Source organism: Sporofaciens sp. JLR.KK001 (assembly GCF_036941055.1).
GTDB lineage: Bacteria > Bacillota > Clostridia > Lachnospirales > Lachnospiraceae > Sporofaciens.
Map to the genome: position 1 here is coordinate 378,101 of NZ_JAYMNO010000002.1, position 19,497 is coordinate 397,597.

Annotated in this window: 23 protein-coding genes; all 23 read right to left on the reverse strand. The window is 57.0% G+C overall.

Features of this window, described 5'->3' with window-relative positions:
* Positions 1–2: 2 nt before the first annotated feature.
* The gene (locus VSQ62_RS26995) at positions 3–1,223 is read right to left on the reverse strand and encodes a phage major capsid protein (protein ID WP_334638119.1); all 1,221 of its coding nucleotides are present in this window, start codon (positions 1,221–1,223) and stop codon (positions 3–5) included.
* Positions 1,224–1,239: 16 nt separating this feature from the next.
* On the reverse strand, positions 1,240–2,067 hold the full coding sequence (locus tag VSQ62_RS27000) for a head maturation protease, ClpP-related (protein ID WP_334638120.1): 828 nt from the start codon (positions 2,065–2,067) through the stop codon (positions 1,240–1,242).
* Positions 1,958–3,316, reverse strand: a complete 1,359-nt coding sequence (locus VSQ62_RS27005; RefSeq protein ID WP_334638121.1) for a phage portal protein — start codon at positions 3,314–3,316, stop codon at positions 1,958–1,960. Before VSQ62_RS27005 ends, VSQ62_RS27000 begins: the two co-directional genes overlap by 110 nt.
* Before the next feature lie 18 nt (positions 3,317–3,334).
* Positions 3,335–4,936, reverse strand: a complete 1,602-nt coding sequence (locus VSQ62_RS27010; protein WP_334638531.1) for a terminase large subunit — start codon at positions 4,934–4,936, stop codon at positions 3,335–3,337.
* A gap of 119 nt (positions 4,937–5,055) precedes the next feature.
* Positions 5,056–5,313, reverse strand: a complete 258-nt coding sequence (locus VSQ62_RS27015) for an Nmad4 family putative nucleotide modification protein (RefSeq protein WP_334638122.1) — start codon at positions 5,311–5,313, stop codon at positions 5,056–5,058.
* A 148-nt stretch (positions 5,314–5,461) separates the two neighbouring features.
* Positions 5,462–5,839 (reverse strand): hypothetical protein, encoded by a 378-nt coding sequence (locus VSQ62_RS27020; protein ID WP_334638123.1) that lies wholly within the window; start codon positions 5,837–5,839, stop codon positions 5,462–5,464.
* A 20-nt stretch (positions 5,840–5,859) separates the two neighbouring features.
* A complete protein-coding gene (locus VSQ62_RS27025) occupies positions 5,860–6,078 on the reverse strand; it encodes a hypothetical protein (protein ID WP_334638124.1) in 219 nt (72 codons plus the stop codon).
* Positions 6,065–6,754, reverse strand: coding sequence for a gamma-glutamylcyclotransferase family protein (locus VSQ62_RS32730; RefSeq protein WP_502957856.1), 690 nt, complete (start codon positions 6,752–6,754; stop codon positions 6,065–6,067). The genes VSQ62_RS27025 and VSQ62_RS32730 overlap by 14 nt, the downstream gene beginning before the upstream one ends.
* 116 nt (positions 6,755–6,870) lie before the next feature.
* Positions 6,871–7,818, reverse strand: a complete 948-nt coding sequence (locus tag VSQ62_RS27035; protein ID WP_016230190.1) for an amidoligase family protein — start codon at positions 7,816–7,818, stop codon at positions 6,871–6,873.
* 128 nt (positions 7,819–7,946) lie between these two features.
* A complete protein-coding gene (locus VSQ62_RS27040; protein ID WP_016230191.1) occupies positions 7,947–8,228 on the reverse strand; it encodes a DUF6809 family protein in 282 nt (93 codons plus the stop codon).
* Complete coding sequence (locus tag VSQ62_RS27045; RefSeq protein WP_016230192.1) at positions 8,229–8,459, reverse strand: DUF4314 domain-containing protein; 231 nt, start codon at positions 8,457–8,459, stop codon at positions 8,229–8,231. It abuts the gene before it with no gap.
* Entirely contained in the window at positions 8,443–9,198 is a 756-nt protein-coding gene (locus VSQ62_RS27050) for a virulence protein (RefSeq protein ID WP_334638125.1), read from the reverse strand. Before VSQ62_RS27050 ends, VSQ62_RS27045 begins: the two co-directional genes overlap by 17 nt.
* 82 nt (positions 9,199–9,280) lie before the next feature.
* Positions 9,281–11,428: a DNA cytosine methyltransferase gene (locus tag VSQ62_RS27055; RefSeq protein WP_334638126.1), complete on the reverse strand. Its 2,148-nt coding sequence runs from the start codon at positions 11,426–11,428 to the stop codon at positions 9,281–9,283.
* Positions 11,425–12,681, reverse strand: coding sequence for a site-specific DNA-methyltransferase (locus VSQ62_RS27060; RefSeq protein WP_334638127.1), 1,257 nt, complete (start codon positions 12,679–12,681; stop codon positions 11,425–11,427). The genes VSQ62_RS27055 and VSQ62_RS27060 overlap by 4 nt, the downstream gene beginning before the upstream one ends.
* A 7-nt stretch (positions 12,682–12,688) precedes the next feature.
* Positions 12,689–13,222, reverse strand: coding sequence for a P27 family phage terminase small subunit (locus VSQ62_RS27065; RefSeq protein ID WP_334638532.1), 534 nt, complete (start codon positions 13,220–13,222; stop codon positions 12,689–12,691).
* 248 nt (positions 13,223–13,470) lie between these two features.
* Positions 13,471–13,830: an HNH endonuclease gene (locus VSQ62_RS27070; protein WP_334335864.1), complete on the reverse strand. Its 360-nt coding sequence runs from the start codon at positions 13,828–13,830 to the stop codon at positions 13,471–13,473.
* Between the two features lie 132 nt (positions 13,831–13,962).
* Positions 13,963–14,421: a hypothetical protein gene (locus VSQ62_RS27075; protein ID WP_334638128.1), complete on the reverse strand. Its 459-nt coding sequence runs from the start codon at positions 14,419–14,421 to the stop codon at positions 13,963–13,965.
* Positions 14,422–14,533: 112 nt separating this feature from the next.
* Positions 14,534–15,898: an SNF2-related protein gene (locus VSQ62_RS27080; protein WP_334638129.1), complete on the reverse strand. Its 1,365-nt coding sequence runs from the start codon at positions 15,896–15,898 to the stop codon at positions 14,534–14,536.
* Complete coding sequence (locus tag VSQ62_RS27085; RefSeq protein WP_004058627.1) at positions 15,879–16,160, reverse strand: VRR-NUC domain-containing protein; 282 nt, start codon at positions 16,158–16,160, stop codon at positions 15,879–15,881. The genes VSQ62_RS27080 and VSQ62_RS27085 overlap by 20 nt, the downstream gene beginning before the upstream one ends.
* A 162-nt stretch (positions 16,161–16,322) precedes the next feature.
* Complete coding sequence (locus VSQ62_RS27090) at positions 16,323–18,563, reverse strand: phage/plasmid primase, P4 family (protein WP_334638130.1); 2,241 nt, start codon at positions 18,561–18,563, stop codon at positions 16,323–16,325.
* Positions 18,560–18,991 (reverse strand): DUF7768 domain-containing protein, encoded by a 432-nt coding sequence (locus VSQ62_RS27095; RefSeq protein ID WP_334638131.1) that lies wholly within the window; start codon positions 18,989–18,991, stop codon positions 18,560–18,562. Before VSQ62_RS27095 ends, VSQ62_RS27090 begins: the two co-directional genes overlap by 4 nt.
* Positions 18,966–19,163 (reverse strand): hypothetical protein, encoded by a 198-nt coding sequence (locus VSQ62_RS27100; RefSeq protein WP_334638132.1) that lies wholly within the window; start codon positions 19,161–19,163, stop codon positions 18,966–18,968. The genes VSQ62_RS27095 and VSQ62_RS27100 overlap by 26 nt, the downstream gene beginning before the upstream one ends.
* Positions 19,160–19,492: a hypothetical protein gene (locus VSQ62_RS27105; RefSeq protein ID WP_334638133.1), complete on the reverse strand. Its 333-nt coding sequence runs from the start codon at positions 19,490–19,492 to the stop codon at positions 19,160–19,162. Before VSQ62_RS27105 ends, VSQ62_RS27100 begins: the two co-directional genes overlap by 4 nt.
* Positions 19,493–19,497 lie beyond the last annotated feature (5 nt).

Genomic DNA, 19,497 nt, shown 5'->3' on the forward strand with positions numbered 1-19,497 from the left:
CCTTAAGCCGAAGCCCCTGCCTTCTGCTCCAGCACCTTCACCGCTTCCGCAAGGATCATCTTCCCGTCCACACGCTGCGAGGCGAGGAAGCCCACCTGCCCCGTTGCCGCAAACAGTTCGTTCAGGCGCTTAAAGCTGCGCCCCTGCCGGTCGGCAATCCAATAGTAGCTGAAATCACCGAAAGCGATGGTCTTTGCGCCTGCGGCAATGGCCGGCATATACGCAGAGGTCCTGACCGGCCTGCCAAGGATGGTGTCCGGCGCCCCGGCTGTCAGGGACGGCTGCCACAGGTACTGCCCGGTGCTGTCCTTCAGCTTGCGGATGGCCTTGATGGTGGAGTCATTTAACACCCACGTGGATTTCTTGCGGTACGGGGATTTCAGTGAATAATATAAATCCATCAGCTCATCCGCCGTCACAGCCGTGGCGGATGCGGCGGTCACGCCCGTTTCTGCGCCGCCCGTGGCCGCAAGCACGCCTAACGGCTTGCCCTTGCCGTCCCCCGTGAAAAATGCCTCCTCTTCCTTCGCCCCGATACGGCGGGCAAACTCGCGGGAGATATAGGACGGCAGGTCAAAGACGCTGTCGTTTAACAGTTCCTCGGAAACCTTGATCATGGTGCCCAGCTTATACGCGCCGATGGAAACCTGCCCGAAGGAGTCGTCGCTCTCCGGGTATGCGCCCTCCTCGTCAATCCAGGATGCCGTGCCTTTGGAAGCCACAACGGGAATCTTGCGGTCGCCGCTGGAGGTCTTGATGACCTTCGCCATCTGGCGGAAAATGTTCTCCTCCTCCAGCGCCTCCACAAGCGTCCTCTCGTATTCATCCGGCACAAGGTAGCCGCCCTCGGAATCCGTCCCAATCTGCAGGGCGTTGGTGACCGCAGGCATCGGCGCCTTGGAGCGCATGGCGTTCCAGAAGTTCTTCCGGTAATCGTCGGAGGCACGCCCGGCCTTATCCTCCCCATCGTCCGCATCCGCCCTTCCGCCCGGCTTCCCCGTCAGGGGCTTATTCACCGGGCGGTTCAGCTCCGCATCCAATGCCTCCTGCCGCTCCAGCCTCGCAATCTCTTTCCCAAGGTCGGTGATCTCCTGCTCCATCTTCGTGTATGCGGCGTCATCCTCCGCGGAAAGGACGCCGTTCTCCTTCCTGTGGGAATCCAGGAATGCCTTTGCCGCCTCCCATGCCTTTGCGCGTTTCTCACGCAGTTCCAGAATCGTCATAATGAAATCCTCCTTCTTATCGTTTCAATAAATTAAGCCGCTCCATGAGTGCGTCCACGGAACGGCCGGTTTCTGTATCCGCAGCAGGGATTTTTGCCTGCGCCTGGATATCCGCCTTCGGTTTTTCCCCGCCATACTTGGCGGCCAGTTTATTCAAAAGGGCGTTGTTTGCCGTCCGGCGGGAGAACAGCATGGAGCTTGGAGCGGGAGGGAATTTCTTCTCTTCTTCCTCCCCGTCCGTATCCCCCTCGCCTTCCTCCGGCTCTTTTTCCGGCTCCGCCTTTGCCCGCGTCATAATTTCATCCGCAAAGCCAAGCTCCACCGCCTTGTTTGCGTCCATCCACGTTTCCGCATCCATCAGGTGCGACAGCTTGGAGCGGGAAAGCCCCGTCTTTAACACATAGGCGTTAATGATGGACTCCTTCACCTCGGCAAGCATATCGATGGCCTTCTGCATCTCCGCATGGTCGCCCCAGGCAATGGTGGCGGGATTGTGGATCATCAGCATGGAAACCGGGGACACCAGGACGGTGTCGCCCGCCATGGCAATCACACTGGCAGCGCTTGCGGCGATGCCGTCAATCTTTACAGTTACCTTGCCTTTATAGTTAGAGAGCATATTGTAAATCTGTGCCGCCGCCACACAGTCGCCGCCCGGCGAGTTGATCCACACGGTGATGTCACCGTTCCCGGCATTCAGCTCATCCTTGAAAAGCTGCGGCGTGACGTCATCGTCAAACCAGCTTTCCTCTGCGATGGTGCCGTTCAGAAACAGAGTCCTCTCCTCCGGAGCCGTCCCCGCCTCCGCCTGGTTCCTCCACTTCCAGAACTTCTTCGTTTTCATTGGATTCCTCCTCTCCGTCCTTTCTGCCGAACAGACCGGCATCGGACAATTTTGTCATGTTCCCGTTTATCAGGTACAGATCGCCTCCCAGCTCCTCCGGGATGCGGTCAAGGTTCTCCAGCTCCCGGATGTCGTTTGCGGACATCCACCCGTTCTGCCGCCCCACGGCATACCCGTTCATGCGGCTCTGGTAGTCGCCCCGGAGCAGGCCGTCCACGTTGAACTTCACAAAATACTGCTTCTTTTCTTTCGGCGTCAGCAGAGACCGCGCCATGGACTGCTCCCATCTGGACACCCACGGGTCGAGGGTGTATTTCACGAACTCAAGGCTCTGCTGCTCGATGTTGGAGAAGCTGCTCTTTTCCAGGTCGCCCACCATGTGCGGAGGCACACGGAAAATCCGCGCAATCTCATTGATCTGGAACTTCCTTGTTTCCAGAAACTGCGCCTGTTCCGGGGAAATGGAAATCGGAGTATACTTCATGCCCTCCTCTAAAACTGCTACCTTATTGGCATTGTGGCTGCCGCCGAAGGTGGACTGCCAGCTCTCCCTTACCCTTGACGGGTCTTTCAGCGTCCCCGGATGCTCCAGCACGCCGCTCGGCTGTGCGCCGTTGGCGAAGAACTTCGCCCCGTATTCCTCGCAGGCAATCGCCATGCCGATGGCGTTCTTTGCCATGGCAATGGGGGAATAGCCTACCAGCCCGTCAAAGCCAAGGCCGGGGATGTGCAGCACCTCTGATGGCGGCAGGACGACCGTGCTGCCCTTCACCGTGGGCGCGTCATCCATGCTCACCGTGTATTCGTAATAGAGCTGCCCCTTGGAATCCCTCTCCACATTCATCCTGTCCGGCATCAGCGGGTACAGTGCGATGACCTCCCCTTTGCCGTTGCGGATGATCTGCGAGTAGGCATTGCCCCACAGGAGCAGGTGCGTCATCAGCGTTTCCCGGAACACGAAGGAAGTCATCTCCGGGTTTGGCTCGTCATGGAGCAGAAAATACAGCGGGTGATCCGCTGCCTTCTCCTTCCCGCCGTTATCCGTATATCTGTAAAAATGCAGCGGCAGCCCCGCCACCGCCTCCGACAGGATACGGACGCAGGAGTACACCGCCGTCATCTGCATGGAGGAACGCTCATTGACACGCTTGCCGCTGGTGCTTCCGCCCATGAAAAAGCTGTAGGCGCTGCCGGAAGTCCTGTTCTGTGGGGCATCCCTCGCCCTGAACAGCCCGCTTAGAAATCCCATAGGAATCACCCTCCTTCATTAAAAGACAAGAAGCCCCCGGCTGTCATAGACGGAAGCCCCTGCATCATTCCCACAGCGGATTGCCCGGTCAAGCCCCATGATCGTGGCAACCGCCCCGTCAATTTTCTCCGTGGACTTTTCCTTATCCGCTTTGATATTGCCCGCCGGATCGGTGCGGATGAAGATGTTATCCATCATCCATCTAAGGACCGGATGCCCGCCGTGGGCAACCATCTGCTCCAGCACCAGCTTCATCAGCTCCTTGGTCGGCGGGGACATATCCTTGAAGCCCTGCCCAAACGGGACCACCGTGAAGCCCATGCCCTCCAGGTTCTGAACCATCTGCACCGCTCCCCACCGGTCAAAGGCGATCTCCCGGATGTTGAACCGCTCCCCAAGCCGCTCAATGTATTTCTCAATATAGCCGTAATGCACCACGTTCCCCTCCGTGGTCATCAGCTTCCCCTGCCGCTCCCACACATCGTAGGGAACATGGTCTCGCCGCACACGCAGCTCCAGCGTTTCCTCCGGCACCCAGAAATATGGGAGGATGCAGTATTTGTCCTCCTCGTCCAGCGGCGGGAACACCAGCACGAACGCCGTGATATCCGTAGTGGAGGATAAGTCCAAGCCTCCATAACACACGCGCCCCTCCAGGCCATCCTCCGAAACCGGGAAGGCGCAGGCATCCCATTTATCCATGGGCATCCAACGGATTGCCTGTTTCACCCACTGGTTTAAGCGGAGCTGGCGGAAGGAATTTTCTTCACCCGGATTCTGCTTTGCCGACTCACAAGCGGCCTCCACCTTGTCAATCCCCACCGTGATGTTTAAGGATGGATTCGCCTTCTTCCACACCTTGGGGTCCGTCCAGTCGTCCGCCTCATCCGCGCCGTAGATCACCGGATAAAATGTAGGGTCAATCTTCCGCCCCTCCAGAATGTCCTTCGCCTTCTGGTGCGTCTCATAGCAGATGGAATGGGTGTCCGTCCCCGCCGTGGTGATGAGGAAATACAGCGGCTGCATCCTGGCATCCCCGGAGCCCTTGGTCATGACATCAAACAGCTTCCGGTTCGGCTGCGTGTGCAGCTCATCAAACACCACGCCATGGATGTTGAAGCCGTGCTTGGAATACGCCTCCGCCGAAAGCACCTGGTAGAAGGAATTGGTGGGCGTGTAGATGATCCGCTTCTGCGAGGCGAGTATTTTCACTCTCTTGGAAAGAGCGGGACACATCCGCACCATATCAGCGGCAACATCAAAAACGATGGTAGCCTGCTGCCGGTCGGCGGCGCACCCGTACACCTCGGCACGTTCCTCCCCATCCCCGCAGGTAAGGAGCAGCGCCACGGCGGCGGCAAGCTCCGACTTGCCCTGCTTCTTCGGGATTTCCACATAGGCCGTGTTAAACTGCCGGTAGCCGTTGGGCTTCAGCGTTCCGAAAATATCCCTGATAATCTGCTCCTGCCAGTCTATCAGTTCAAAAGGCTTCCCAGCCCACGTCCCCTTGGTGTGGCAGAGGCTCTCGATGAACATCACGGCAAAATCGGCGGCATCCTTGTCGTATCGGCTGTCCTTCGCCTTGAACTTCGTTGGCCTGTATTTTTTCAGCTTCCGCATTGCCACCGGCATCACCTCCCCAAAGATGGCATAAAAATTGGCCTGCCATCGGCAAGCCGTAATCTATCGGTACAAGACACAGAGCCTTCCGGCTCCGCTCTTGGAATGTCCACTTGTCTTTACTGCTGCATTGCCCAGGCGATTGCGTGGCCGTCATCCTTGAACTCAACCCCGCTTGCAGCCCTCAGCTCGATGGCGCCTTCGCAGGTATGGTTGTCACCCAGGAATTCATAAGCCGCCCCGAAGTAGCAGGGCTTGTTCTGCCCGTTGTAAAAGTATCCTGCGATAATCACCTTATCGCCAAAGGTCAGCAGCTTGCCCCATCTGCATTCCAAATCCTCCGGCGTGGTGGGGTTCGGCAGTCTGTAGGTCTTCATTGCATCGTTGATTTTCATGGTCTGTGTCCTCCGTTTTTTTTGTTTTCCCTTTCGGCAGTATACATATTCGCTCTAAAATCACATTTTATCAAGTTAATTCCAGGCATAAGCTGCACAAATATCCGCAGTGGGAATTGTGTAATTTTAATTAATGGTTGGGGATGTGCTTCCCGTCCTCTATCCAGTCAACCAGGGCGATGATTTCGCCCTCGGTCTCCATCCGTTCAAACCCCACCACATCCTCCAAATCCCAATCGATGGGGTACACTCCGCAGAACTCCACAATGCAGTCTATCTCCCCGGTTTCAATCCAGTCCCGGTTCAGGTTCCATGCACCGCAGACCGTATCGACATGGCCGTGGCTGACATGGTTCTTATCAAGCATCCCCTCAATCTTCCGGATGGTTTCATCCTTATAAATGTCAGTATCCTTCGGAACCGTGATGTAAAACATACATTTTGTGATCTCGCCCCGTTCCTTCCTTGCGTCAATCCACTCCCGGATGACCTCTGTCCTTTGCCTCATAACATCCTCCTTTGCCTTTTTCAGTCCTGCCCATGCCTCCCATAGCACCTGTGGATGGCTTCGAGTATCTGTTCCTGCTCCTTCCCGTCCACGCCGATGCTCTCCAGCGCCTCCCTGGTTCCGCTGTCCGGGCAGAGCTGCGTTCTGCCATCTGCCCGTGAGACTGCCGGCCTGCCGTGGTAGGTCTGCCCGCATCTGGGGCAGACCGAAATCCTCGCAATATTATCAGTTTCCTTCATTTTGGTTTCCTCCTGGTTCCGTATTTTCCTTCCGAGGGGCCAGCGCCGCCTCCCTGCCGCGGAACATCCGCCCTGCGGATGCGCGGCAGCGGCTTCCCCTGCGGTTCTGCAGGCAGAAATATTTTCCGTCAAATCCCCGCACTGTGTAGGTGCCGGTGCAGCCCTTTTTCCTGTTGGTCACCAGAAAGCAGGCATCCCCCACTTTCCACCCGCCCGGAAATTCCTCCGCGCTGTCAGCATACGCCTGTTCCAGAAATGCCTCATCGAACCCAAATCTCTGGTAGCCCTGCCTGCAGGTTTCCATGTAGGATTCACCCGGCAGCCCAAGCGGGCGGTCCTCATGCATGATGTAGACGAAAACCTTCCGCATCCGCACCCTGCCGGTCTTGATGCCCTTGAGGGGCAGCTTCATTTCCTTTTTGTAATAAAAAGTGGGGAAGCCCTCGTAGCGGTCCAGCGCCGCCTCATCCTCCTCCGTCACCGCCCATGCCGCCACGGGGACGCTTGCGCCCTCCTGCGGCTCGATGGTGAGGTAGGAGCCGGTCCGGCTGCCCTTGAACAGCAGCCGGTAACCCTCGATCACCGAAGTGCCGATGATCCTCGCCCCAGGGCAGCGCATCCGCATCTGCGGGATGTTCAGGTTTGAGCCGTAAGCAATGTAGTATCTCTTTTCCATTCTGATATCCGTCCTTTCCGAAGGGGGCACCCTTCTACCACCTTAAGACCGCCGGAGCGGTCCACTGCCGTTTCCGCGGCAGGAAAGGTGGCAGGAGGCTACCTCCTGCGTTCCCTTCAAGCGGCCCTTCCGTTTCGGAAGGATGCGTCCCCTGCAAGCCTCCTTGTCAGGATGTCCCTTGCGGTCTTGAATTCGTCCCCGATGAAGCCGAGCCGGAGGAGCCATGTCCGCATGGCGTATTTCGGGTTCTCGCTCTGCTGCGGCTTCGGGCTTGCCGTCTTTACTTCCTTCGCCATCTGGCTGAGTGCGAGGCAGAGCTGAATGTAGCTTTTAAGCTGCCCTGCGTGGAGGCCGCCCCTGCGCCCGTCGCCCGGTTCGTCGAACTGGAAGAGCCGGAACTCGACCGTGCCTTTGGTGAAGGTTGCGTGGTAATTGAGCATATGGTAGCGGCTGTCGTTGTAGTGCTGGTCCCTGCCGTAGCTTGCGCCGTGGCTTGTGTACCAGATGTCCGCAAGGGCCGCCATCGTGGAAGGTTTCTTTCTGTTGACCTGCTCCAAAAATCGTGGGTCAACCGTGCGGCAGTAGCGGTTCATCCTCCAGCGGTCAAGGTTTAAGGCATCCGCTATCAGGCTTTCATGGCCTGCCATGATGTTGGCGAGGTTTCTGAGGCTCTGCGGCGTGTGGCCTTTCGCCCCGATGTGGATGTGTACCCCGCAGCCCCTTCCCGCGTCGCTCTTCGCTCCAGCGTGCCGTAGCTGCCGGATAAGCTCCTGCAGGGTTTCCATGTCCCCGTAGGTAAGGATGGGCGTCACCAGCTCGCACTTTTCGCTGTCAGGCCCCGCGATGCTCACGTCCTTCTGGAATTTCCACTCCCTGCCCTGCGCATCCCATGCGGAGTAGGTTTCGTAGCCGTTCCTGCGTGCCGTGTATTCATGCCTGCCTGTTCCGAAGAAGTCCGCTGCAATTTTCGCCGCCCTGCTCCTTGCGATGCTGTTCATCTCCACCTCAACCCCGATGGTCTGCTTTTTCATTTCCTCAACCTGCCTTGCTAACTTTGCGTTCATGCTGTTTTCCTCCGTTTTCTTTGTGTGTTTTCCCTTTCGGTAGTACACATATTCGCTCTAAAAGGGGATAATAGCAAGTCAATTCGAGGCATATATTACACAATGTTTTCCGCAGTTTTTTGTGTATTTTATGGCTTTTTCAGGCCCTCCATGGAGGCTGCCGTGATCTGTGCGCCAAGCCGGAATCCGTCCTTAAAGCCTTCGCAGATGGTCTTGCACTCAAGGTCGGAGGCATCGTCCAGAAGTTTCTCCAGCAGTGCCTTCCCCTCACTGTCCAACAGCCCTTTCAGGCGTTCAATCTCCCCGTCGATGCGCTCCGCAAGCTCTGCCATCTCCGGCGTCTTGTCGTTCCGGTTCTCCCACGGCACGATCTCACCAAAATAAAGCTGTTTCAGAATGTCCTGCTCCATCTATTCATCCTCCTTTATCCTGCGCACCACATCCTCACCGTAAATTGCATGGAGGCTGCTGCCGTTGTCCCATGCGACCATGACGCTCGCCGTGTCATCCACACCTTCGACTGTTCCCCGCGTCCCGATGGGCGGGGCCTGCACATCGTCCATCCGTACAAGCTCCACCCGTGTGCCTGCAGGGTACTCCCTGCGGACACGCTCCACAATCTCCCTATTCGGAAAGTTCACTGCTGACCGCCTCCTTCCTTTCGCCGTTTTTGAATGCCGAGCTGCCGGAGAGGTTCTTCAGCAGGATTTTCCGCTCGCCCTTGTATTCCGCCCCGATGAATCCGAGCCGGAGCAGGAAGCACCGGAATGCGTATTTTTCATTGTCCGCAGGCTTTTCCTTCGCCGTGATGCGCTTCTGGTTCCTTGCCATGTCGCAGATGGCGGCAATGAAATGGGTGTAGGCTTTCACCGATTCGCTGTCCTGCCCATCCGCAAACCATGGGAAGGAAACCTTCTCCCCGTCCGTTTCAATCGGGAGGCTGTCAACCGCCAGCGCCTTTTTAATCAGGCTCCCTTTGGCATCCACCAGCTTCCGCAGGTTCTCCAGCGCGGCATCCGTGAAGGAATCCCTCGGCATTGCCACCGTAAGCCCCAGATCTGCCCCCTGTGACTCCGTTTCCGGCTCCTCCGCTTTGTTTTCCGCATCCGCGCTTTCTTCTGCCGTGCCGCCTTCCTGCGCCGTTTCTGCCGGGGCTGCGACAATCCCTCTTTCCGCAAGCCGCTCCAGCAGGTTCTCTATTTCCTCACTGTCCGCCCGGTCGTCAAACTCCACCGCGCCGGTCTTGTCGATGTGGAAGTAATCCACCTGGTAAGCCGCTGTCGGCATTCCGAGGTATTTCGGCTTTACCTCTAAAATCTCCCCCATTGCCTGCACCAGCGCCTTCCGCTCTGCCCCTGTCCTGTTGAATTCAAACCTCATTTTTTTGTACCTCCTTCGTTTTTCGGTACTACATTAATCACTCTGAACGGCAGGAATAGCAAGCAGTATGTGAGAAAAAATGTCACAATAAAAAGTCCGGGAACTGTGCGTAATACACAATGCCCGAAAGCACGAAATAGACATTCGGCAGCGCCACGCCGTTGCCCCACATCTTATATTCAGCGGAATCCGAATGGGGGTCTTTCAGCCATTTGATGATCTGCTTATCGGTCTTCGGCTTGGTGGAAGTCCCCGCAATCTTACGGTGGGTCTCAAAGACCTCCCGCCAGAAGGCAAGGTCATCCTCCGTTGGCTTTTCCGTCCCAAGACCGCTGCACCACCAGTCCGGGAAGCCCTGCAGCCTCGCACACTCCGTCGGCGTCAGCCTGCGGACGATATACTCCGGCTCCATGATATGGTAGTCCCCGCTGAACGCCTCCTGGTTGCCGAGCCACTGCTTGGAGCCCATGCTTGCGGAAAGTGTGCCGAACACCTCCTTGCCGGATGCCGTCTGTACATCATTGATGACAGGCGGGTCTTTATAATCTGTAGCCACCAGCGTGTTTGCCAGTTCTTTTTCTGCCCGTGTGAAATGGGAATTCTTGCTGGTGCAGTAGGTCGGGTATGCAACAGCGTGTCTGTCCACGGCGTCAAGCGTAAAGGACACATCCTCATTCACGCCACTCCCCTGCGGCCCGTTCTCATCCTTCCTGCCAATCATGGAGCCCTGCACCGCCACCACGGCAATGCCGCCCTGGTTGCATCCGGGATTCCCGCCATTGGCATCCAGCGTCCGTGAGGTTTCCGCTTTATAGAATCCGCTGTGGGGATTGTCGGACTTCATGGCGTTGCTGTCCTTGGAGCAGATGCCGTATGCCTGCACCACCAGTTCATTGCAGCGGCTTTCCCCCACATCAAAGGTGTTCAGGGTGTTTGCCACCTCCCCGGCCTTCCATACGGGTGCTTCCTCCGCCGAATGCGGGCGCATCCCTTTACTGAACGGCACGAACACCGTCTGGTCATTGTTGCAGGAGAGCGTCGCCGATTTGTCATCCTGTATGATCGGCCCTTTCCCGCCGCCCTCGCAGCCGGAACGGATTTTCAGCGTTTTGGGTGTGTCCGGCTCCACCACAAACGGCTGGTTGTTGCCGCCCATCCCATAAGTGGCATTCACAGTGGGTGCAGTATCCAACGGTCCCGTGTATCTGGTATCCTGCGAATGGTTCTCATAGAGCGCCACCGCAGCCGGCACTGTCCCGGCACGGAGCGTGGGCGAGGTTTCCTCTTCATAGCCGATACCACGCGCCTTTGCGGAATGCTCCGTGCAGAAACCGGCCGATTCCAGGACGCACGGGGGATGGTGCGCCTCCGCCCGCAAAGTGCAGGTCACCTCATCCGTCACATCCATCCGCTGCCCGCCCTGGTCGTTCAGGCAGACGCCGCCTGACGCTCCAGCGCCTTCCGCAGCACTTCCGGCAGCTCCTTGCCACGCACGGAAGCCCTCCGCAGAATACCCAGACACGCCTTCGGACTCAAATAATATCTTTCCGGCACTCCCGCCTGCAAAATCTGCGACAAGGTAGATGCGTTTCCTTCGCTGGGGGATTCCCCAAAATTGTGCATCAAGCACCCGCCATGCGAGGGAAAATCCGTCCCCCATGACAGTTCCTGCGTTTGCCCATTTCCCCTTCGGAGGTCCAGGTACAGAAACACTTTCGTCTTTGACGGAACAGACCGCTTCGAGGACTGCCTTGAAGTCCTCCCCCTTGTTGGAGGAGAAGGCGCCGGGGACGTTCTCCCATACGATAAACCTTGGGTATTTTCCATCTGTTGCACACCTCATTTCCTTTACGATTCTGACTGCCTGGTAGAACAGGCACGACTGCCGCCCGTCCAGCCCCGCCCGCTTTCCCGCCACCGACATATCGGTGCAGGGCGAGCCGAAGGTGATGATGTCCACGGGGGCGATCTTCGCGCCGTCCACCGTGGAAATGTCGCCTAAATGCTTCACAAAGGGCAGCCGCTTTGTGGTCACCCGGATGGGGAAAGGCTCAATTTCTGATGCCCATAAAGGCGTGATGCCCGCAAGCAGCCCGCCGAGCGGGAATCCCCCGGAGCCGTCAAACAGGCTTCCGAGGGTCAGCCGTGAATCCGCAGTCTGCGGATTTGGTGTGTCTCCGCCGCCAGTGCCGCCCTTCCTACTATGGATATATATAGCGTCCGCATTCATTCCGCCTCCACCTCCTTCACCAGCGCGGAGTACGGGATTTTCTCCCCGCCCCGCTCCACAAAAATATCCTCCTGTGCAATTCCAATTTCTACGGCACGGCGGAGGATGACGGACGCATACTTTTCATCCAGCTCCATCATGCAGCAGATGCGGTTCGTCTGTTCGCACGCCATCATCGTGGAGCCGCTGCCGCCGAAGGTGTCCAGAACAATGGCGTTCTCCTGGGAGGAATTGCAGATGGGGTATCCGAGCAAATCCAGCGGTTTGGAGGTTGGGTGGTTCTTGTTCCTCTTCGGCTTGTCGTAGTTCCAGATAGTGGTCTGCTTCCGGTCGGAATACCACGGGTGTTTCCCGTTCTTCAGAAAGCCGTAAAGGACAGGCTCATGCTGCCACTGGTAATCCGAGCGCCCAAGCACGAGGGAATTCTTCACCCAGATACACACCCCGGCAAGGTGGAACCCTGCATCCACAAACGCTTTCCTGAAATTCAGCCCCTCCGTGTCCGCATGGAACACATAAGCCGCGCCGCCTTTTTCCAGATGCTCCGCCATGTTCTGGAAGGAATTATACAGAAAAGTGTAGAACTCCCCGTTCTCCATGCTGTCATTCTGGATGGAAAGCCCGCTGCCGCTCTTAAATGCGACGTTATACGGCGGGTCCGTCACAATGAGGTTTGCCTTCTTCCCGTCCATGAGCGCCGCCACATCCTCCGCGCTGGTGGCATCCCCGCACACCAGCCTGTGCCTGCCCACCGTCCAGATGTCGCCCCGCTCCACGAACGCCGCCTTCTCCAAAGCGGCGGAAAGGTCAAAGTCATCATCTTTCACATCCTTTTCCCCGTCCCCGGCAAAAAGGTCGGCAAGCTCGCCCTCCTCAAAGCCCGTCAGGGACACATCGAAATCCGCGCCCTGCAAACTTTCAATCTCAATGCGTAGCAGTTCCTCATCCCACCCGGCATCCAGAGCCATGCGGTTGTCTGCAAGGATGTAGGCTTTCTTCTGCGCCTCCGTCAGATAGTCCACAAACACACACGGAACCTCTGCAATCCCTTCCTCCTTCGCCGCTGCAATCCTGCCATGCCCCGCGATGACATTGAACTCCCGGTTGATGATGACCGGGTTGATGAAGCCGAACTCCCGCAGGGACGAGCGGAGCTTCGCAAGCTGCTCCGGCGAGTGCGTCCGCGCATTATTCACATATGGCACCAGCTTCCCCAAAGGGATGAGCTGCATCTCGGTTGTCGTCTTACCCATTTTTTATCTACACTCCTTTCCTTGCGCGGAGCAGCCGCTCCATCACATCATCCTGGGGCGTGTTCCCCTGGAATTCCACCGAGCAGTTCTCCTTCACGATCTGGTATATCTGCATCCAGCAGTAATTGGTCTGTTTCATGTAGGACTGGCTCATGGTGACATAAGGGGAGGCGATGGCAGCCCCCGTGGTCGGGTGTTTCGCAAGGAAGCCCGTGGAGGACACGATCTCCTCGCACTGAATCCACCGGGACACGCTCATGGCGTACTGCTCCACCATCTGCACGGTGACCAGCTTCTCACAGCCCCTCGCCTTCAGCCATGCATACGTTTCGTTGAAAACCTCCTCCGCCACCAGCTCCCGCCCGCTCTTCTGCGGGGACTTGAGGAAGTCCTTCACGGGCGGCACATTCACGCCTTCCAGTTCGGCCGGCTCCATCATCACTTCCGCCGTCTTCCCCTCGCTGATCTTCTCCGTGAGCGCCTTGGGCTTGCGCCCCGCCCCCGGCCTTGCGCCGCCCCGGTTGCTGCCGTCTTTTGCCACCGTTTTCACCCCGTTTCTTTGATTTCGTTTGAAAAAATGCTGCGGAAATCAAACGCTGCAGCACCTTGAAAGCCTTTATTTCAGGGAAATCTCCGGGCGGGCAATCCCCCGTTTGATTTCCGGTTTTTATGCGTGACACCCCACGCCCGTTCCACAGAAAATCTGCTGTAGAGATTCCGACCGCCCCTCCGGGTCAGCAGAAACCTCCACAGCATAAATCAACACAGCACCGATTCCCATAAAACAAATTAATGTTTATGCCACCTGTCACCGCGCTCCGCATGAATCCTTGCATGGCACGGCTGGCACAGCGACACAAGGTTTCCCTCGTCATGCGTGCCGCCCTCTGCCAGCGGCAGCTTGTGGTGTACCTCCTCAACAGGATGCAGCACGCCCTTCTTGTAGCACTCCTCACAGAACGGGTGCTTTGCGGCGTAGCGGTCACGGATTCTCTTCCAGGCACGCCCATACCTACGGCGTACAGCCGGGTCACGGTCGTACTTCTCGTAGCGGCGGTTCTCCTGTTTCTCATGCTCCTCACAGAACCTCCCGTCCGTCAGCTCCGGGCATCCGGGGAAGGAACACGGCCTCTTCGGTTTCCTTGGCATCTGCCTCACCTCCTTCGGGCATAAAGAAAGCCCCCGCAGGGCTGTTCCCACGAAGGCCGGCTGTCTTTATGCAGTTTTCGATGATAACAGTGTACCACGTCCAATATGGAAAATCGTCCGCGATTTTGGACATCAGCTTTTCCCATACAACAGCGTGACCAGTTTCTGAAGGGCTCGGTTCTTTTTCTTGTATGCGGATGTCCGCTCGATGTGGAAACGGTCGCAGATGTCGTAAACGGAATCCGTCTGCCTCTCCTCATCGGAATAAAAGGTTTCCAGCACATAGCGCTCATCCCTGGAAAGCTCCTCCCATGCCGGAAGGAACCATGCCATATATTCTGCCGCCTGACGGTAACGCTCCTTCAGCACATCAATCTCCTCGATGCCCTTTATCATCCTGTCCTCCACAGCATGGGGATTGTGCGTGCGGGGCATTCCGTCAGACTGCGGGCTGCTGACGCCGCCCATCTTCTCATATGCCGCCTTTATCTCATCATCCGTGTGTTCGATGATAAATTTCATATTGCTGTAATCCTTCAGCGCATCCACGGCCGCCGACCGTTTGTCAAGGTACTTCCAGATAATGCTCATAAGCCATGCCTCCAATCAAAATATATTTGCTTCCCCCGGATTTTCAAAGATTGTCATTGATTTTCATTGATTGGCTCTGATTTGCTTTTTGACTGGAGGCGGCTCTCCCCGCCTATATCTTAAGGTCTGCTTTCACCGCATCGATCAGTGCGGCCTGCGTGGTGTCCTTTTCGGATAACGCCTTCATGATCCGCTCGTCTATGGTGCCCTTGGTGATGATGTGCTGCACCACCACGGTTTCCGATTGCTGCCCCTGCCGCCACAGCCTAGCCACCGTCTGCTGGTATAATTCCAGTGACCAGGTAAGGCCGAACCACACAAGGGTGGAACCGCCAGCCTGGAGATTCAGGCCGTGTCCGGCGGATGCCGGGTGGATCAGCGCCACCGGGATCTCCCCGGCGTTCCATTTCCGGATACTGCTGTCCGTGTCCAGCCGGGAACATGGGATTTTCAGTTTGTGCAGCCGTTCCGTGATGCGTTCCAGGTCATGCCGGAACCAGTATGCCACAAGCACCGGCTTGCCGTTTGCCGCCTCGATGATGTCCTCCAGTGCGTCCAGCTTCCGCTCATGGATGGCGACCGTCTCCCCGGCATCCGTGTAGATTGCACCGTTTGCCATCTGCGACAGTTTCCCGGAAAGGGATGCGGCGTTGGCGGCTGTGATATCGCCGTCCGGCAGCTGCAGGACGAGGTCTTTCTTCAAATCCGCATAGTGCGAATCCTCCTTCCCGGAAAGATACACCGTGTATCTGGAATTTATCAGTTCCGGCATCTGCAGGTGATCGGTGGACTTCATGGAAATCGTGATGTCGGATATCTTGCCGTATATCTGTTTCTCCGCCCCAGGCAGCGGCTTGTAGGAAAACACCACCTGCCCGTTCTGCTTATCCGGCCGGAAGTAGGAAGTGCGGTACTGCCCGATGAACCGGCCAAGCCTCTCCCCCATGTCCAACAGCCGGAACTCCGCCCACAAGTCCATCAGTCCGTTGCTGCTCGGCGTGCCAGTCAGCCCCACGATGCGCTTTACTTTCGGTCGGACTTTCATCAATGCCTTGAACCGCTTCGTCTGGTGGTTCTTAAAGGATGACAGCTCATCAATCACCACCATGTCGAAATCAAACGGTATGCTGCTCTCGGAAATCAGCCACTGTACGTTTTCACGGTTGATGAGGTAAATATCTGCTTTCCGCTTCAGTGCTGCCAGCCTCTCCGCCGCCGTTCCGACCGCCACGCTGTACTTAAGCCCCTCAAGGTGATCCCACTTTTCAATTTCCGCCGGCCAACTGTAAGAAGCTACACGGATCGGCGCTACCACAAGCACCCTGTGGATTTCAAACCTGTCAAACATCAGGTCGTTGACTGCCGTCAGCGTGATGCTCGTTTTCCCTAATCCGCAGTCCAGGAAGATGGCGGACACCGGATGCGCCTCAATGTATTCTGCTGTAAATTTCTGGTATTCATGTGGACTGTATCTCATCAATCATCCCTCCAATCTGCGACTCGTCATCCAGTACATACACTTTAAATCCCAACTGCCGCAACAGCCTGTGCCGGGAAAGCTGCAGGGGGCGGGGCTTTTTCCCAGGAGCCTTTACCTCCACGAACGCCATTTTCCCATCCGGGAGAAGTGCCAGTCTGTCAGGCACCCCATCAAAACCGGGCGATGTGAACTTTACTGCCAAGCCCCCGGCGGCCTTGACTGCCGCCCTGAATTTCTGCTCTATGGTCTTCTCTCTCATGCAAATGCCTCCAATCCCTTTATTTTTCAAGCATTCCAGGCTTTCGGGTGACGGTCGGTGACACCCGTACCTAAAACTCCTCTATAAGTGATTTTTTACTGAAAAAACTGCCCTAAAGGGGGTTTATACCAAGACCATCACCGACCGTCACCCTTAAGCCTGTCAGTCCGCAAAATCAGTGGGTTTCAGGCGCATTTTCAAAATATATGCCCCGTCCTTTTTCTTCTGTTTTTTGAAACCCGCAGACTCCAGCGCATTATAAAAATCAGCCGTGCTTCTTGTATACTCGCCCGTCCTCAGACAATAGCTGCGGTATTCCTGGTAGACCTCCCCGGACTTCGCCGTGTAACCCGGCGCCATTTCACAGCACTCACTCAGGAAATGCCCAAGCCAGTCATTATCCTCCCGGTAGGATTTGATGGCTTCCTCCACGCAGGCCGGAGAAGGGATGTGGAAGTTACGGCTGATTGCCTTTTGCGCACCCTCAATGATCCACGCCATGACCGCCGGCGCTGCCTCCGAAACGAGGAAATCGGCATAGTTCTTCACATCCCCCGCTCCCTCTATCCTGGCATGGAACGGGATCACGATTAAACGCCGCCATGTCCCAGGGTCATTCGCTCCCACCCTTGGCAGGTGGTTGGTATAAAGCACGAGGGTGTGGCTCGGCGTGAAGGAAAACGGGTCCTTATACTTTTTCTCCGCAAAAATCTCATCCGTGGAACACATCTGCTTCACCACGGAGGTGTTCAGGCGCATCCCTTCCTCCAGCTCCGCAGCAATAATAAGCCGTTTGCCCTTCGCCTCGGCAAGTTCCGGCTTCACGTTCCGCTTGCACCCGACCGTGAGGGTGTCGGCGGACATATTCCCGCTGTAGGTTCCAAGCACACGGGCTATCGTGTTCCAGAAGGTGGACTTCCCGTTCCTCCCTTCCCCATAGGCAATGACCAGCGACTCCATGTAGACACGCCCCACCGCCGCCATGCCCACGATCTGCTGCACATAATCAATCAGCTCCTGGTCCTTGCAGAAAATAGTGTTTAAAGAATCCAGCCACAGTTTCTCCCCCCTGCCGCCGGGAGCTGCCGCCGTTATTTTTGTGATATAGTCCTCCGGGCTGTGGTCACGCTTCCCATCCAGCCCGTCCGGGAGGTAATAAGTGCCGTCCGGCGTGTTCAGAAGGAACCCGTCTTTATCCAGGTCAGACACGCTGATCTCCAGCATCGGCTTTGCCGCCTGCAGTGCGGAAACCACATACTTCATGTCCCTGCGTTTCATCACGAACGCCCTATACGCCTGGGCGGACACATACGCAAGGTAGGCGTCCATCTGCCCACCGCTGATTTTCTTCTCCAGCGACTTGCCGCCGGAGGTGATGGCATCCTCTGAAATGCCCGTGTCCATAAGAGCCTGTTTCGCCCGCGTGATTTCATCCTTGGCGTCCGCAAGCTGCAGGTCAAGGAACTCCTCCGCCGCGCCAACCGCCTGCTGCTTCGACTCCACCCAATACTGCCCGCAGAAACGCAGATAGTCCGTGGCCGCTGTGTAGCGAAGCTCCACACCGTACTCCCTGGTCAGCACCTTCGCCTGCCCAATGTCAGAATAATCCCCAGGCTTTAAAGATTCCCGCCCGAACTCGTCATTGTACGCATCCGGCGCCACATAGCCCTCCTGCCCCTGCACCTTTTCCGCAAAACGGCAGGCGCTCTGCCAGATCATGGCAAGCTCCGCATCCTCCAGCGGCGGATTGCACTTTACCGCCTCCTCCATGAAAATCTCATGCGCCCGTTCCGTTGCACCGTACCGCTTCACCACGCGCCCCGCGAAATGGGACATGGTGGCGTTCCGCTGCCCCTGCGGTATCTCCCTACCGCCCTGGGGCTTCACGATGCAGTCAATGGTGATCTCGCCCTCATGCCAGAGGATAGAATCCGCCTGGCTGCCATAAATGAACCTTGCACAGTCCAGCGCCTTTGCATCGAAGAACGGGAACTTCTGCTGTATGGCTTTCTTCAGCGCCGCGCACGCCTCCCCATCCGTGACCGGGTCATGCGGGAAGTACGCATGGAACCTCGGCCTTGCGGACTTGCCCTCCTTCGGCTTCATGTTGTTCCGGCTCGGCACCACAGCGAACGCCACGTCCTTCCCGATTTTTTCTTCCAGGTTTTCCGGATGAATCCAGTCCGCCGGATTGTCGGAATGGGAATTGTCGCAGTCCATCACGTCCACATCGCAGGAGAGGAAGTTATCCCCGCTCCTGCGGCAGCCCTTGAATTCCGCACACACATGGTCGAACGCCACCACCTCCATGCAGTCGTCCTCATTGTCAATGACACGCCTGTTGGGGTAAAGGCTGTTCTTTGCATTCCCCCTGCAGTTCGCCGTGTAAAATGTCATTTTCATGTCCTGCTTACCTCCTCACATTGCTCCGTGAAATAACGGATGGGCATATCCCGCTTTTCCGCTTTTTCTATCTCCGCCGCCATCCCCGTGGATATGGTGTTTCCGAACACCCAAAGCTGCTCGCACTTCCCAAGCAGCACCATGCCCATGAACATCCCGATTGCCCGCTCCGCAGGCTTCCCGTCATCCAGGAACTGCGGGAACAGCAGGTGCGGCGCAAACGGGATCGCGCCGTTCTTTACCGCAAACCTGCTGTACCGCCTCGCCTTCTGCGTGTTGCCTGACCTGTCCCCGGCAAACGGGGAGCATATATAGACAAGCGGCCGGTATGCCCGCTTTGCCGCCCTTTCCTCCTTCCTGATCCCCGACAGCGCCGCATGGCTCGTCGGGTCGCTGTATCCCTCACTGTTGTATCTGCTGATTCCCATAAAATCTACCTCCATCCTGCCTGCGCCGGCTTTCCCGGACTGTGTCCGCAGGCTTGTAAAACGGGCAGTCCCTCCCGCCAAAGTCATTGTCCTTTAAGCAGGTGCAGACGCCGCCCCTGTTTGCGAAACAGTCGCCGTGTGTCCTGCACCCCTGCATTGCCGCTCTGCTCATTCCTCTCTGCCTCCTGAAATCAATTTGATATTATTTTCCATCCGTCTGCGGAGGGTTTTCGTCTTGTTGAGCTGCGCCCTCCAGTGCCGGTACACAGACGCCTCCTCTGAAAGCCCCTCCATTTTCTGTTTGTACATTTCGCAGAGCGCCTTGTACCCGTCCGCCAGCTCCCGCAGCTCCGAGAGCAGCTCCGCCCTTGCTTCATCGGAGCAGTATGAATTGATGAGCCTTGCAACCTTTCTCATCGCCGGCATTTTGCAGGGGAAGAATGCCTCCACAATAAGCTCCATGTATCCCGTCCCGTATTCAATCCGCAGCCGTTCCATCATGCACC

Bases quoted from the DNA above. Each gene is read 5' to 3' on its own strand.
- VSQ62_RS26995 (WP_334638119.1), bottom strand. From the start codon at position 1,223: ATGACGATTCTGGAACTGCGTGAGAAACGCGCAAAGGCATGGGAGGCG.
- VSQ62_RS27000 (WP_334638120.1), bottom strand. From the start codon at position 2,067: ATGAAAACGAAGAAGTTCTGGAAGTGGAGGAACCAGGCGGAGGCGGGG.
- VSQ62_RS27005 (WP_334638121.1), bottom strand. From the start codon at position 3,316: ATGGGATTTCTAAGCGGGCTGTTCAGGGCGAGGGATGCCCCACAGAAC.
- VSQ62_RS27010 (WP_334638531.1), bottom strand. From the start codon at position 4,936: ATGCGGAAGCTGAAAAAATACAGGCCAACGAAGTTCAAGGCGAAGGAC.
- VSQ62_RS27015 (WP_334638122.1), bottom strand. From the start codon at position 5,313: ATGAAGACCTACAGACTGCCGAACCCCACCACGCCGGAGGATTTGGAA.
- VSQ62_RS27020 (WP_334638123.1), bottom strand. From the start codon at position 5,839: ATGAGGCAAAGGACAGAGGTCATCCGGGAGTGGATTGACGCAAGGAAG.
- VSQ62_RS27025 (WP_334638124.1), bottom strand. From the start codon at position 6,078: ATGAAGGAAACTGATAATATTGCGAGGATTTCGGTCTGCCCCAGATGC.
- VSQ62_RS32730 (WP_502957856.1), bottom strand. From the start codon at position 6,754: ATGGAAAAGAGATACTACATTGCTTACGGCTCAAACCTGAACATCCCG.
- VSQ62_RS27035 (WP_016230190.1), bottom strand. From the start codon at position 7,818: ATGAACGCAAAGTTAGCAAGGCAGGTTGAGGAAATGAAAAAGCAGACC.
- VSQ62_RS27040 (WP_016230191.1), bottom strand. From the start codon at position 8,228: ATGGAGCAGGACATTCTGAAACAGCTTTATTTTGGTGAGATCGTGCCG.
- VSQ62_RS27050 (WP_334638125.1), bottom strand. From the start codon at position 9,198: ATGAGGTTTGAATTCAACAGGACAGGGGCAGAGCGGAAGGCGCTGGTG.
- VSQ62_RS27055 (WP_334638126.1), bottom strand. From the start codon at position 11,428: ATGAATGCGGACGCTATATATATCCATAGTAGGAAGGGCGGCACTGGC.
- VSQ62_RS27060 (WP_334638127.1), bottom strand. From the start codon at position 12,681: ATGGGTAAGACGACAACCGAGATGCAGCTCATCCCTTTGGGGAAGCTG.
- VSQ62_RS27070 (WP_334335864.1), bottom strand. From the start codon at position 13,830: ATGCCAAGGAAACCGAAGAGGCCGTGTTCCTTCCCCGGATGCCCGGAG.
- VSQ62_RS27075 (WP_334638128.1), bottom strand. From the start codon at position 14,421: ATGAGCATTATCTGGAAGTACCTTGACAAACGGTCGGCGGCCGTGGAT.
- VSQ62_RS27080 (WP_334638129.1), bottom strand. From the start codon at position 15,898: ATGAGATACAGTCCACATGAATACCAGAAATTTACAGCAGAATACATT.
- VSQ62_RS27085 (WP_004058627.1), bottom strand. From the start codon at position 16,160: ATGAGAGAGAAGACCATAGAGCAGAAATTCAGGGCGGCAGTCAAGGCC.
- VSQ62_RS27090 (WP_334638130.1), bottom strand. From the start codon at position 18,563: ATGAAAATGACATTTTACACGGCGAACTGCAGGGGGAATGCAAAGAAC.
- VSQ62_RS27095 (WP_334638131.1), bottom strand. From the start codon at position 18,991: ATGGGAATCAGCAGATACAACAGTGAGGGATACAGCGACCCGACGAGC.
- VSQ62_RS27100 (WP_334638132.1), bottom strand. From the start codon at position 19,163: ATGAGCAGAGCGGCAATGCAGGGGTGCAGGACACACGGCGACTGTTTC.
- VSQ62_RS27105 (WP_334638133.1), bottom strand. From the start codon at position 19,492: ATGATGGAACGGCTGCGGATTGAATACGGGACGGGATACATGGAGCTT.